The organism is Nocardia concava NBRC 100430 (assembly GCF_000308815.1).
GTDB lineage: Bacteria > Actinomycetota > Actinomycetes > Mycobacteriales > Mycobacteriaceae > Nocardia > Nocardia concava.
On the sequence record NZ_BAFX01000201.1, the window covers coordinates 26,500 to 40,120 of the forward strand.

Below are 13,621 nucleotides of genomic sequence, written 5' to 3' on the forward strand. Positions count from 1 at the left end.
GACCAGAAGGTTGCTGGAGACCCAAAGGGGAGGGTGAACACATGTTCCAGGCCGATATCGACCAACTGAAGACACTCGCCACCACAGTGACCTCGGTCGGCGATGAGATCGACAACCTGGACGTGCGCACCACCGCCGACACGATCGGCGACGCACTTCCCGGGATTCCCATCGGCGCGGCATGCTCGCAGGCTGGCGGATACACAGAAGGCGCATGGCTGCGCATCGCGGAACGCATGCGCAAGCTGGCCAGCATCGTGAACCAGTGCGCTGACGACATCAAGGTCACCGACACCGAGTTCAAGAACCGGCTCGAGCAGATGCACTTCTTCCATACCGGAGAGGGCGTCTGATGCCGAGCCGAAAGGAAGTCGAGGGCTGGAAGCCCGAGAAGCTCAGTCAATGGGCTGGCGAGCTCGACGCCAAGACCACCAGTTACGAGGACCAGCTGGATCGCAGCCTGACCCAGTTCCAGGGGACCGACTGGCAGGGCAAGGCCTATCTCGCCGCCTACGACCGATTCGCCGAAGAACGCGCCGAGGGCCGCAAACTCTCCCAGGAAATCCGTGACATCTCCGCCGCGCTGCGCACGGCGGACAGCCGGCTCTCGGACGAACGCCGCATCCTGCTCGGACGGGTGTCCGACGCCGAGCACGACGGCGAATGTCCTGTCGGGCTCACCGTCGATGACGGCTGGAAGGTGCACGCCAATCCATACACCGCCAGCGACTACACCGATCAGGACAAGAAGAAGATCAAGGAGCGGATCGACCATCATCAAGGCCTGATCGACACCGCGAAGTCGGCCTTGATGACAGCGGTCGGCGAAGTGATCGCGGGAATCACCAACGCCGCGAACGAGGTCCAGATCCGCGGTGACCAACTCGGCAAGGGAATCGACACTCCTGCATTGACCTCTGTCGACCCGGCCGAGCTCGGACGCAAGGACGGGGCAGACGTCGCCGACGGGAAGCTCGCCGACGACAAGATCACACAACTCGCGGATCGACTAGCCGGAATGGGCCTGCCCCCTGACCAATTGGAGATCCTGGCCAAGGGCGGTCAGATCACCGTCCCACAGTCGACGATGGACTACCTATCGGGCTTCTACGACAAAGCCGGTCGCGACGGCCTATGGAAGCTCTCGGAATCATTGCAGGCCAACGGATCCCCGCAAGCGCTGCAATTGCGACAAGAGCTCGTCAACAACATGATGACCCTGTCCAATGAGAACGTCGTCACGCGCGGCCCCGACGGACAGGTGGCCGACCGCGGCGGCTGGAACAAACTCAACTCCGAAGTCCGCGAAATGATCGGAACCCGACCGAATTTCGCCGGCGCACCGAACTCCAACACCCGCGACCTCCCCGACGACTATCGCGCGGTCCTATTCGGCAAGGGCCCCATCGACGACCGCCACGCCCTCTTCGACTACACCGAGGACATGGCCAAGTTCGGTCGTTTTCTCAATAGCGGCGATCCGAGTTACATCCCGGGTCAGCGTATGGGCGTCGAGTTGGAGCGCCAAGCCGCACACCAAGCGTGGATCGCCGACCATGGCGGCTACGCGCCATACGGTGATGTCAATCTGGAAGAGTCGGATTGGGTCAGAAACACCAACCGCAGCGCCCAGGACTTCCTCAGCGTCGGAGCCCGCAACCACGAAGCCTCCTACGCGATGCTCACCGGCCACGGCAGCGATGAACTCTTCGGCAAAGGCGTTCCGGGCCAGAGCTTCTCGCAGTACGACCCTCAGATGGCCACAACACTGTTCCAGCACAAATGGGATGACGGCGGTGCAGCCGTAGGCAAGATGGTCGACTGGATCGGCTCCGACTCTCATGACCTCGGCCCAGACGGCAAGCCCACATTGCAAGCACTGCATGCACGCGAATCTCTCACCCGACTACCCGGAATCCTTGCACCCTTGGAGGCCGCTCAGGACCCCGCCCATCACGGCGACCAACCGCTCCTGAACCGAAGCGGTGGCGCACTCGACGCGGACAAGTTCGGAAAGACCGCCCAGAGTTTCGCTGCGAACCCAGAACTGGCCCGAGCCCTCGGACACGCAATGGGCTCGAACATCGATGCGTTTGCCGATGCCAAGAACCTGCCGAAGACCACCTACCTGCCCGACGTCGGAGAGGCCCAACTCCGGCCCACCGACGCCAACCGCCTCCTGTTCCTGGCCAGCCAGTCCGATCAGGGTCGACTGACCCTGGAAGTCGCCAGGCAGAGCTACGAATCCCACATCCTGAACGAGGCATTCGCCCAACACGATATGCCCCCGGGCGAATACGCGAAGTCCTCGCTCCAACAACTGGCAAGCCTCGACGGCCGGTTCACAAATGCCGAGCAAAATGCCTTGACATATCAGGACACTCATAACATCCACGAATACAACAGCAAGATTCAGGAGATCTACGAGAAGAAGAAGGCTGCCGCCGAGATCGTGGCAAAGCTGGGCCAGAGTTCGCTCGAATTCACTCCGGGCGGAGAGGCTAGTTCGAAGGTATCCGACGTCCTGGGCGATAAGGTCACGGAAAGTTTGATCAAGAAGTTCGTCCCGGAACCACAGAATTTGGAAACGCAGTATCCGAACGCTGCCGAAATCAACAACCAGGGCTCACGGGACTTCCGACAGGAATTATTGAATACCGCATACGATCAGGGCCAACTACCCGGCAATCTGATGGACGAGCACACAGGACGCCCGATCGATCTCGGAAACTCGCCGAACTCAGATCAGATAAGATCAATAAAGAAATACTTGGACGAGCAGGGTTTCGACCAAGTCTTAACCGACTACGACCAGACACATGACATCGAAGTTCTGCAGGGCGTTGGCCAGAACGGCACCAGCCTCTCGGTGATCCTTTACGGCAAGGAGGGAAAGATTTGACTCCCAAGCTCTCGGTCGCAATACTCCTGGCCCTGACGTCCGTAGCTTTCGCAGCATGCTCTGACGAGGACGGCTCGAACATGGCGTCATCTACGCCTCCGCCAACAAGGCCGACCACAACATCACACTTCCCATACCCTCCACTCGAGTTCAGATGGGATATCGCCGTCCCTTTGGGTGAGCAGGAACGAGCCGCCGCAACAACAGCCCTCGAAGCAGAAGTCTTGGAATCCAGGTTGCGGTCAAATAAGGAAGAGGGTGTGATTCAGCAACTCAATTCTATGGTGACCTATGGCCATAGGTGGGCATCTGACGGAATTCGCCCCTTACCCGAGACCGGCGGTTCACTGCTGCGAGCGGTGGATGTCGAGAAGAAATCTGATTCACAATGGATTGTCACCTACTGCGTTTACAACACGCCGGGAGGATATAGCAATGGGGACAACGGTCAACTCCGATTGAGTGACCCGAATTGGGTATACAGCCCATACGCCGATGTAGTCGATTTGACAACGGATCGCTCCGGAATCAATGAGACCTCCACGACACCGCGCCTACTAGTATCCGGTTCAGCGCGCCCCGAATTGCAAACATACCCGGGCAGGCCAAACGACCTCCCACGCCAGACGTGCGAGCCTTTCATGCCCAGCCCCTTCATCCAGCAACCCCCTGCGCCTCTACCTTCTGGCAAGTAACCGCCCACGCTGCCGAATGACCGGCCCCCTAGACAGCCAGCGACGTGAGCAGGCCACTGAAGCTGTCTCCGGCATCCTCGCAATGCTGGATGCCGAGATTCGAACGAACGAAATTCTGCTCTGGCGCAACAGATTTCTCGACATCGCAGATCTGCTCGCGAGCTCCGAGCTGGCCGATGCGGACGTCTTACAGGCCATCGCTGAACACGCGATCTCCCTTCGGGGCGGCGCGGATCTCCGGTACGCGTACACCTCCCGCAGCGCACCACCACCCCGATTCACCTTGCCAGACAACGGAGAATCCACAAACCGAGCCATCTAGTCGCCAACCGAACGCGGCCCAACATGTCAGCCCTATCGGCTACGGTCGCCTCGTGGCCGAAGAACAGCCGCTCCTCCCCTCCCGCCGCGGACCGCGCCGAAAGAAGCCGGTCACCTACCACCTGCGCGTAACGATCCAAGGCATCGACCCTCCAGTGTTCCGATGGATCGAAGTCTCCTCCGAGCTGTTCCTCAACGATCTCAACGAGGTACCCGGCGCGTCCATCGGCTGGGTCAACTTCGCTGCACACGAATTCCGTTGTGGCCCAACGTTCGATGACCCAACCTCGGAGCGTTATGTCAGTGCCGACGCGGTCGCACACGGCGACGCCGCCGTCGCCGAGGACCAGGTCCGCTTGGACGAACTCTTCACCACCCCGGGCGACACCCTCTACTACCTCTACGACTACGCCGACTACTGGATGCACCACATCGTCCTGGACAAGATCCTCCCCCGCACCGCGAAAACACCCCGCACCATCTGCGCCAGCGGCGACCGAGACGGCCCTCCCGAAGGCTCCGGCGGGCCGGCCAACTACGAATACTGGTGCCGCAGAGCCGATCCGGACGACGAAGGCGAATCACTGGAGTACATCACCCCGGAAGCCCTCATCAACGGAACCGAGTACCACCAGCCCAACCTCTTCGTCATCGAGGAGATCAACTGGTACCTGACCCGCCAGTTCGGCTACGGCAGAGGTCCGAAGTAGACCAACCTGGCGCGCAAAGTACAACAGCAACACCCACAACTGCGTTTCCGGTGCGAAAAGTATAGTAAGAGCACCGATCACAGAGGGGTGCAGTGGACTCAGGCAGCATCGCCGGCTGGCTACGGCAGTGCGCTCTCCGCAGCAGGCGGTTTGCAAGAAGTCAGTCGATGAAACCGTCTGCGCGCAACGCCCTCTCGAGATCGGGGTAGCAGTAGTAGCTATCTTCGCCGGCCAGTTCACCGACCTCGTTCAAGAACTCACCGAAGACCGATCCGCGTTTTCGTCCGAGGTGGGCTGTCGCACCGAGGAGATGAACCGCGGTGCCGGGCATCTCGATTGCCTGACGGCACTGGTAGTTCGCACACCAGTTGCCCAGCGCCTGCGTGAGGCTGTCGATGTCGAGGAAGGCCGCGTGCTGCAGGAGAAGCGTTCCCGCTACTTCCCCGTATCGGAATGTGCTCACCTCTCGGAGGATCTCGAGGATCGAGGGTACGAAATACTGATCCGGCGCAGCGGCGGTGATTACCGCGATGCGATGCAACCATGGAAGATCGGTGAATCGAGCTTCGAGGCCGGGCAGCCGCTCCCTCGCGAATCGGCTACGCACCAGCGCTATCCCCGCCGCGATATCACCCGGTAGCGGTTCGAGCTCTCCTTTGGGGATCCGGGCGTACAGCAGCCCTTCGAGCCTCGGTATCACCGACGGATCCAATGCCTCCCAGAAGTAGTCCTGTGCACCGAGCCTCACCAATGCCCAAATCTGAGTGGCGCCGTCCTGGGTTTGAAATCTATCGGCCACTCTGGCCAGGGCGGTCCGAACAAGCTCGCGGTCTCGTTGAGCCAGAGCTTCCAGCGCCGTCGCCATTCGATCGGCATGCTCGGCCGGCGGCATTCGACCGGCCGGATCCAGTTCGAGCAGAGCATGTTTGGCGGCAACCTTGATGATGTTGCCACGGGCTGCTGTCCTCACCCGATCGAAGAAGGTCGCCTGGATATGCGGAGCACTCGCTATGAAGTACGGATCGCAGACATAGGTGTTGAACTCCTCCAGCACTTTTCGTCCCTGTATCGGCTGATGAGTAAGCAGGGTCGTCAATGCCACCGCGAGATGTCCACGTGCCACCTCGGGTCGGGGTTCATAAACATCGTCGAGCGTTCGAAGCGATGGATGCACACAAAGGTTTCGGTCCTCACGGACCCGTTGCAGCTCGCGCAGTCCGATCGAATCGATCAGCTCGAATTTTTCGGCCTCGCCGAGCAATCCGCTCTCGATCTGCTGCATTACTCGGACACCTTCTTGGGTCAGCCCCTGTCTCTGGGCGCTGACCAGCCGCTCCCGGAACTCGACAGCCTTGCTGTCCCCGTCGTCGGCGAGCCGCACGAGTTTGGTGATGATGTCCGCGGTCACCGCCGTCCAGGTGGCCGCGATGCAGGCACGGACTGCGCCCGCGTTGTAACATCGCCATGCTTCCTCGGCCAGTGACCGAACCTCGGGGTTCCAAACCTGGCCGACCAGAATCTCGAGATCCGCCATGCCCTATCCCTCGACGATTCCCAGCCAGACGTATTCCCTTGCTCTGGTTATCGCGACGAATCGCTGGTTGATCACGAGATCAGCGCGGTCGCGGGCGGTATCGCTGAGCGGCTCCCCAGGAAGGGCTTTCGCGAAAAATGGATGCAGCACCGCGCGGAAGTCCAGCCCTTTCGCACGGTAGACGGTGCCGACCTTGACTCTCTCCTCCTCGACACCGATATAGTCCTCGAGGTTCCGGAAGGGCACATTCCACCTGCGTAAGGCAGCCCGGAAGCGATCCGCGTCGTGGTTGGTCAATGTCAGGAGGGCGATCGCCGACAGCGGGATTCCCTTCGCCGCGATCTTCTCCAATTGGATCGCCAGCTCGCGTTCCACGGCTCCGTCACTGCCGCTCCAGGTTTCGGCGATCCCACCGTCCAGGGCGACGTCGGAGTGGCTCAGGGCAATCCCGGCGGCTCCCTCGAGGTCGTCGATCCCGACTCTTCCTTCGAGTGAGGCAGCCAACGCGAGTACCGCCTGGCAGTTGCGGTAATTGACGCGAAGCACCTCGCCACGACCGATGATCGGAATACCCGCGTCCGATAGTCTCCAGCCGCCCGCGTAGATCTTCTGCTGTCCGTCGCCGACCAGCAGCAGCGCATTCGGCGCATTCCCGGTGAGCGCGTGGACGAGTCGTAGCCCGAGCACGGTCATGTCTTGCACCTCGTCGACAACGACCATGTCGTAAAGCTCGTCGAGCGGATTCTCCTCCAGCTCGATCAACGCGGCGGCAATGAGATCGTTGGCGTCCAGGAAACCTTCGCTCAGGCGGATCTCCTCGTAGCGATAGAACAAATCCCAGACGGCCTTTCGCGCTGCGCCGTCGAGCGCGGCGCGACGCCCGCGACGATCGAGCCGCGCATACTCGTCGAAGTCGTGTATCCCACGACCTTTGATCAGTCGGTCGACCTCTTCACGCCAATAGCGAATGTCGGGTTCGATGGCCGCGAGCGGGCCGCGGCTGCCGACTCGAGACCACGCCAGGTTGAAGGCGTTGTCGGCATGCTTCAGATTCATCTCCGAGTGCTCACCACGGATGTTGAGGAACTCGCGAGCCCACGCGTGCAAGCTCTTGAACTCCGTGCGGTCCATCGCATCCGGCGCCAGCTGAGCGAAGGCCTGCTCCTGGCACCTCGGCAGGTTACGCACGAAGGTCGTGAACAGTAGTTTTCCGGTGGTCTTTCGCGCTCGGCGCGCCATCCGGTGCAAGGCGACCACGGTCTTCCCGGTTCCGGCCGGGCCGGCGATACGCGCCGGACCGTTGTAGTTCTTCGCCACCAGTGCGCGTTGGGCCGGATCCAGGAACGTCATCCAGGTCGGGAAGGGCCTGTCGAGTGCCTGTCTGCGTTCCTCTTCGAGCAGACGTTCGGGATCGATCAGGCTGGCCTCGTCGGATAGGTCGCGGGCTGGCGCAGCGAGCGATACCAGCGTGTAACCACTGTCGCGAGCGGCGACGATCTCCGCGATCCGGCCCGCAACGCCGCGTTCCAGTCGCGACCCGCTCTTCAACAGCGATCGGTAATCCAGTTCGCTGACCACCCGAAAATCACCCGGCGGTCGCACACGGCCATACGGCGCAGTGACCAGGACCAGCTCGATCGTCTCGGGCACGAATACATTGCGATGATTTCCAACCGGGAGATCAGCAAACAGCTCTTCGGCATGGACTTCGATGTCCTGAGCTGTCGACTCGTCCGGCTCCTCGAACACCAGACCGAACACACCGCCGGTTCCGATCAGAAACCCATCGGCATATCCAGGCGTCCGCAGTTGAGAATTCCGAACCAGGAGGTGCCACCCGCGGCGCCCCTCCGCCAGTAGCCCGGCCAAAACATTTCTCGCCCGCGCGGCCATGGGCCCGGCGACCGCCAACGCCTTGTCCGCCTGCACTCGCCGAATTTCTCGATCGTGGTTGCTTACCCGTGTCACCGCGAAACCCCCATTCGCCTTGCGACGACCTCCGCCCGAACGAGCGGCGTTCTGACAGAGTGACGCAATTCTCCTGCTAGCCACAAGTTCCGGTCGGTTGGTTTGTTAGCCACAAATTGTCGCTTGTGAAATGCCAGAACCCCACTCTCCCGAACTGATCGTCAGGGACAATCGCAGTGTGCAAAGGGCGAGGGGGAATGCCTTATGGCGCTGATCGCACGCTATCGGCCGGGCGCGATTGACCGTCCGTTCGTGAACCGGGACAATGCGATTGCTCTGTTCGACCGGTTGCTGGCCGACGCCTCGGATACGCCGAAAGTTCTGCTGCTCACCGGAGTAGGCGGGATCGGGAAGTCCCGGCTGCTGGCCGAACTCCGCTCGCGAGCCGCCGACGAACATCCCACCGCGATGGTCGATTTCCAGGTGCCCAGTCACAGGCAGTCCATCGAAGCGTTGGCGGTACTGCGATCGCAGTTCGGTTCTCGGAAGATCAAGTTTCACCGCTTCGATATCGCCTACGCGGTGCTGTGGCAGCGGCTGCACCCACACCTGCGCGTGAGCTTCGAGTCGATGGCGTTCGCCGAGAACAGCGAGGTGCTGACCGAGATCCTCAACGATGCGACGGGGATCCCGGTCTTCGGCACCGCGGCCCGCCTGTTGGAGCTCGGGACGCGAAAGGCAAAGCGGTCCTATCGCATTCGCCACGATCAGGTCCTCCAGGAGCTCGACAAGCTCACGCTGAGCCAGCTCGAAGGAGCCGTTTCGTACCTGTTCACGGCAGACCTTGCCGAGGACACGTCCGAGCGTCCACCCTATGTCGCGTTCTTCGACGCGTATGAGGCGCTGGTCGGCGGTATCGACCGAATCGGCCGGGCCGCGGTATCGGACGGATGGCTCCGGGACATCGTGGCTCAGTTGGACAAAGGACTGGTCGTGATCGCCAGTCGTGAGCCACTCGGCTGGGAGCGGCATGATCGCGAATGGACCGACCGCATCGAGTCGGTGGCGATCAACGACCTGACAATGCCCGATCGACACCGTCTGCTCGACGCCTCGGGTGTCCATGACCCGGATGAGCGGCAGTCGATCGCCACCGCGAGTGCCGGCGTCCCCTTCTATCTGCATCTCGCGATCGATGCACGGGCCTACGTCGGCGCCTCCCCCGACCTGGTCTCACCCGGCGCGATCCTGGAGCGATTCCTCCAGCACGTCGGGCCTGACGAGATTCGCACGCTCGAGCTGCTGGGCCTCCCACGAGTCTTCGACTTCGAGATCTTCACCCGCGTAACAACAGCTTTCGGGCTCCCTGCTCACCTGCCAGCCTGGAAGTCCTTGATCAGCTATTCGTTCGTCCACCCGGCCGAGCAGGACCGCGCCGAAGGCCGCTTCCAACTGCATCAGCTCATGGTGACGGCGTTGCGGCAACGCCTGGACAACGAGGTGGCCGTTACCCTTCATGATGTGCTGCACAGCCTCTGGCGAGACCGCGGGAACTCCGGATCCGACCGGGTCGCCGCGCTGCGCGAGGCCTGCTACCACGGGTTGCGCGCCGGAACGCTGACCGCGGTCGCACTGCTCGACTACGTGGACCGCATCGCGGCGGCCGGCGGTAAGCACGGTATCGACGCGGTGCGCGTCGACTTGAACGAGTTCTTGGCTGCTGAGGGCGCCCACCGATCGGATACGCCCGAACTGCGTGAACTGACACGGTATTTGGCAGCCGAAGGAGCGATCCTGCTCGGCGACGCCAAACGAGCCGACGAAATCACCGCGACGATCACCGCGGGCCGAACCGGACCGATCGCCGAACGGCTGGCGCTCGCCGCCGCCAACGCCCGCCGCATCCTCGGTCGCACCGACGACGCGCTGGCCATGTACACCGCATTGTGGGCGAACGGAGCCGGTCGCGTTCGACTCGACGCAGGCTTGTGGGCCGCCGATCTGCACATGTGCCAGGGACGCTTCGCGCAGGCCGTCGAACTGTGCGACCGGCTCAGCGACCTCGCGGACGCTAATGACCACGAATTCCTCGGCGACATAGCCAGATTGCGGCACCTCACCTACCGCATGGCCTTCGACACCGACACGGCCGCACGCTATCTCGCCGACGCCGACACCCAGTACGCCGCAGCGGGAAGCGTTGTCGGACAGGCGAACATCGCAACCAACCGAGCCGAGTTGTTGGCCCTTACCAACCCCGCCGAGGGCATCGTCGCCGCGGCCACAGCCCTCACGATCCAGCGCGAACTCGGCGCACTCCACGAACTCGGCAAGGCCCACACCGCACTCGGCATCGCCCACCTGGCTCTCGGCGAACTCGACGCAGCCGAACGCGCCTTCGCCGACGCCTGCGAAACCCTGGACCGCGCCGGCTATCGCTCCGGCCGGGCCCGCGCGGAACTGTTCCGATCCGGCGTCCACGCCCGCCGCGGCCAGCGAGCCGAAGCCGTGGCGGGGGCCCGCTGGGCCGTCTCCGAACTCGAAGCCGCCAACGTCTACCCGGCCCTCGTCCTCCTCGCCCGCGCCGTCCTGGCCTTGTTCGGATGGTCCGACCCCTCGGTCTCCCTCGCCGCCGCCCGAGCACTCACCCGAATCCAATCCCCCACACCGGATCTCGACCTCGACCACGCGGCCCAGCACATCTTCGCCAAGGTCCTGGGCGTCGACCCCGACGCCTACTACCGCGAAGCCATCTCCCGAACCGACTCCGCCGCAGGCTATTACAACCACAACATCCGCGTCGAAACCTCCACCGGCCCGGTCAACGTCCGAATCCCCGTAGACGGCGCAGACGTAATGGACCTCCGCCTGTGGCCAGAAGTCCAAGTCCTCCGCACCATCGAACCTTTCGTCTCCGCTGCACCCCGAGTCCGCTGGGAATCCACGAATCCGGCATACCAACTCCAAGACCACATCGACGGCGACCTACTCGACCACATCGCACCCCGCGGCCAGGCCGTACCGGCGTGCGTCCCCCGAGCCGTCGCCCAACTGTTCGCAGAACTCCGCACGATCCCCCGCGAACTACTGCCCGCCGCCCCACGCCCGCTCTCCGATGACCCCTTCACCTTCGCGAACCAACTCTCCGACGTGACGCGCAGGGTCTTCCGAGATAACCACAACGACTTCGGCCCGCTCTACCGACAGCTTGGCGTGCCCGAGGATCCCTTCGCCACCATCGAAACAGGCTGGCGCACAATAGAACCCCGCCCATTCCGCCTGGTACACGCCGACGTCCACCGCAAGAACATGATCATCCGAAACAGTCGCGAAGTCGTCTTCCTGGACTGGGAACTCGCCCTGTACGGCGACCCTGTCTACGACGTCGCCACCCACCTCCACAAAATGGGCTACCAGCCAGACGAACACGCGAGCTTCCTCAGCCAGTGGGCAACCGCCGAGCCCGACGCATCCGTCGGCCGCTGGGAAGCCGACCTGCGAACCTACCTGAGCCATGAGCGAATCAAGTCCGTCATCGTCGACTCGGTCCGCTACGCGAAAGTGCTACGGGAAGGCAGCCGATCCCCAGACCAAGAAGCCGCCTTGGTCGCGAATCTTCTAGGGAAACTCACACTGGCTCACGAGGTTTGGGGTCAGCCTCAGCGGTTAGAACCGGCGTTCGTCGAATCGGCACTCCGAGCGAGCACCTAAGGATGATCGAAGCTGCCAGCCTGCACGGCATAAGTAAAACGATCCCAGGCCAGGCCATCAAAGACCAAGACCGGGCTGGACTCTCCTAACTTGGAGTCCCGCACCGCAACCCGACCGAAGCGTAGATGGGCAGCTTCGACGCAGGCCTCACCCCCTGCGCTCCAGCTGCTTTTGAACCAACGTGCTTCGATCAGATCTTTCACGCTTCGAACTCCCTCGCTACCAGTCGGAGCAGATGTTTGCTGTCTGCCCTGTTCAGTGCCGCCCGTCCAAGTTCATTGTGCGCCTGCATGAATCGCTCCACCACTGCACCATCGTCGTAGTAGAGCCGCGAGCCGTAGGATTCCGTGTAGACCGTCGTGGGCTCAATCGGCTCGTTGATCGTGGGATCGTTCGGGAACCGAAGGATCACGAATGGCCCCGGAGCCGTACCAAGCGGGAACCCAATACTGAAGGGGATGATTCGGACGTTGATATTGGCCGGACCATCAGCGAGCTTCCGTGACTGAGCAGCCATCACCTTCCGATGCCCGACCACCCGACGAATCACCGCCTCGTCGAGGATCAAGTCCATTTCCACGGGAGACAAGCGGCGTGTCATTGCTGTCTGCCGCTGCATACGTACCTGAATGCGCTGTTCGATCTGCATCGGAGTTTCCGCGCTGAAGAAGACTCCGTCCAATGCTCGCGCGTAATCGGCAGTCTGCACCGCTCCTGGCACGAGATCGGACTGATACATGATCACCTGCGCTGCAGCCGATTCCAGGCTCACGTACGTTTCGAAGTCATCCGGAATCAGATCGTCATAACGATGCCACCATGCCCGCTCATCCACAGGCCGCATCCGCTCATCCGCTTCCTTCGCGAGCGCCTGAAGAGCCCGCATCTTGCCCCTCGGCGCCCCGTAGATCTTGCACAGTGCCTCGATATCCAACAGCCGAATCCTAGGGCTCTCCCCCTTCTCCAGACGTTGTAGCGTGCCGGCTCCGCGCTCGATGAGCCGCGCAGCATCGGCAATGGAAAGCCCTGCACCCTGCCGCATCTCACGAAGTTGCCGACCGAGCTGCCGACGAGGAATCGTGGTCGGATTCTTGCCACTCATTAGCGTTGCTCCCGAGTTTGGATGGCCTACAGGCCAATTCTTGGGTGAGGCAATGAGGATCTATGGATCCGATTGTCCACGATTCTGGATCGGCCCGTGCGCAGATTGACGAATTCTCATGGGTCATCCAAATGCGAGCTACACCCCGCCTGACCAGGGCGTCTACTCAGGATCACATCGTAGGTCGATCCTGAAGGAGGTCGTAATGTCCTGGGACTCATGGGCACTGCTGTCCATCATCGCCCTCTGCGCCACCGTCATCCTCTGGTCCTGCTGGGGCTTCTACTCAGACAGCCACCCGAAAACCCCCACTTCCCTCCGCCTCTCACTCACCGGAGGCGGCCACCTCGACGTCCCTCGCCCAAGCGGCACCACATCGGGGAGACATCGAACTCGTATACCGAAGATGGTCGAACGATGACCCCCGTCGAGGTGGCCGTCCTGACAGCCCTCCACCCCGACAAAGCTCTCACTGCAGCCCAGATCAAACAGTCATCCACCCTGACCAGCTGGCGAACCCGAAACGCCCTCGCCCAGCTCGAATCCCGGGGCCTGATCATCCCGAGCCACCCTCGCGGCCGCTGGCGGATCAGCACCCGCGGTCGCATCACGCTCGCCATGAAGGGAACGAGATTTGCGCCGTGACCAGAAGTTCCGACTCCCATCGACTCGGGCGCGCCATCGGGGACTCGAACCCCGAACCCGCTGTTGTGTCCCGGGTGTCGGTTGGGTGTACTG

The 13,621-nt window shown here is 62.2% G+C and carries 10 protein-coding genes; 6 read left to right on the forward strand and 4 right to left on the reverse strand.

What is annotated here, in order from left to right; genetic code table 11:
• Window positions 1–41: 41 nt before the first annotated feature.
• The 4 genes from ON43_RS39620 to ON43_RS44230 all read left to right on the forward strand — a co-directional run bounded on the left by ON43_RS39620 (window position 42) and on the right by ON43_RS44230 (window position 4,628).
• Window positions 42–353, forward strand: a complete 312-nt coding sequence (locus ON43_RS39620; RefSeq protein WP_051180049.1) for a hypothetical protein — start codon at window positions 42–44, stop codon at window positions 351–353.
• Entirely contained in the window at window positions 353–2,902 is a 2,550-nt protein-coding gene (locus ON43_RS39625) for a TPR repeat domain-containing protein (RefSeq protein ID WP_040815971.1), read from the forward strand. The genes ON43_RS39620 and ON43_RS39625 overlap by 1 nt, the downstream gene beginning before the upstream one ends.
• Before the next feature lie 711 nt (window positions 2,903–3,613).
• Complete coding sequence (locus tag ON43_RS45350) at window positions 3,614–3,919, forward strand: hypothetical protein (protein WP_157514410.1); 306 nt, start codon at window positions 3,614–3,616, stop codon at window positions 3,917–3,919.
• Window positions 3,920–3,971: 52 nt separating this feature from the next.
• A complete protein-coding gene (locus ON43_RS44230; RefSeq protein ID WP_157514411.1) occupies window positions 3,972–4,628 on the forward strand; it encodes an IS1096 element passenger TnpR family protein in 657 nt (218 codons plus the stop codon).
• Between the two features lie 160 nt (window positions 4,629–4,788).
• Here ON43_RS44230 and ON43_RS39640 read toward each other — a convergent pair whose 3' ends face one another.
• Both ON43_RS39640 and ON43_RS39645 read right to left on the reverse strand, forming a co-directional pair.
• On the reverse strand, window positions 4,789–6,162 hold the full coding sequence (locus tag ON43_RS39640) for a hypothetical protein (RefSeq protein ID WP_040815978.1): 1,374 nt from the start codon (window positions 6,160–6,162) through the stop codon (window positions 4,789–4,791).
• Between the two features lie 3 nt (window positions 6,163–6,165).
• Complete coding sequence (locus ON43_RS39645; RefSeq protein WP_083914239.1) at window positions 6,166–8,091, reverse strand: UvrD-helicase domain-containing protein; 1,926 nt, start codon at window positions 8,089–8,091, stop codon at window positions 6,166–6,168.
• Window positions 8,092–8,382: 291 nt separating this feature from the next.
• On the opposite strand from ON43_RS39645, the gene ON43_RS39650 reads away from it, so the two are divergent.
• A complete protein-coding gene (locus ON43_RS39650) occupies window positions 8,383–11,781 on the forward strand; it encodes an aminoglycoside phosphotransferase family protein (protein ID WP_167333504.1) in 3,399 nt (1,132 codons plus the stop codon).
• Here the strand turns inward: ON43_RS39650 and ON43_RS44235 are convergent.
• Window positions 11,778–11,984: a DUF397 domain-containing protein gene (locus tag ON43_RS44235; protein ID WP_083914242.1), complete on the reverse strand. Its 207-nt coding sequence runs from the start codon at window positions 11,982–11,984 to the stop codon at window positions 11,778–11,780. The genes ON43_RS39650 and ON43_RS44235 overlap by 4 nt on opposite strands.
• Window positions 11,981–12,883: a helix-turn-helix domain-containing protein gene (locus ON43_RS39655; RefSeq protein ID WP_040815980.1), complete on the reverse strand. Its 903-nt coding sequence runs from the start codon at window positions 12,881–12,883 to the stop codon at window positions 11,981–11,983. Before ON43_RS39655 ends, ON43_RS44235 begins: the two co-directional genes overlap by 4 nt.
• Before the next feature lie 417 nt (window positions 12,884–13,300).
• Here ON43_RS39655 and ON43_RS39660 point away from each other — a divergent pair, with 417 nt between their 5' ends.
• Window positions 13,301–13,528, forward strand: coding sequence for a hypothetical protein (locus ON43_RS39660; protein WP_040815982.1), 228 nt, complete (start codon window positions 13,301–13,303; stop codon window positions 13,526–13,528).
• Window positions 13,529–13,621: the final 93 nt, after the last annotated feature.

What these genes read in the sequence shown, in the direction of transcription:
- ON43_RS39660 (WP_040815982.1), top strand. Translation starts at nt 13,301, where the DNA reads ATGACCCCCGTCGAGGTGGCCGTCCTGACAGCCCTCCACCCCGACAAA.
- ON43_RS39640 (WP_040815978.1), bottom strand. Translation starts at nt 6,162, where the DNA reads ATGGCGGATCTCGAGATTCTGGTCGGCCAGGTTTGGAACCCCGAGGTT.
- ON43_RS39620 (WP_051180049.1), top strand. Translation starts at nt 42, where the DNA reads ATGTTCCAGGCCGATATCGACCAACTGAAGACACTCGCCACCACAGTG.
- ON43_RS39625 (WP_040815971.1), top strand. Translation starts at nt 353, where the DNA reads ATGCCGAGCCGAAAGGAAGTCGAGGGCTGGAAGCCCGAGAAGCTCAGT.
- ON43_RS39655 (WP_040815980.1), bottom strand. Translation starts at nt 12,883, where the DNA reads ATGAGTGGCAAGAATCCGACCACGATTCCTCGTCGGCAGCTCGGTCGG.
- ON43_RS45350 (WP_157514410.1), top strand. Translation starts at nt 3,614, where the DNA reads ATGACCGGCCCCCTAGACAGCCAGCGACGTGAGCAGGCCACTGAAGCT.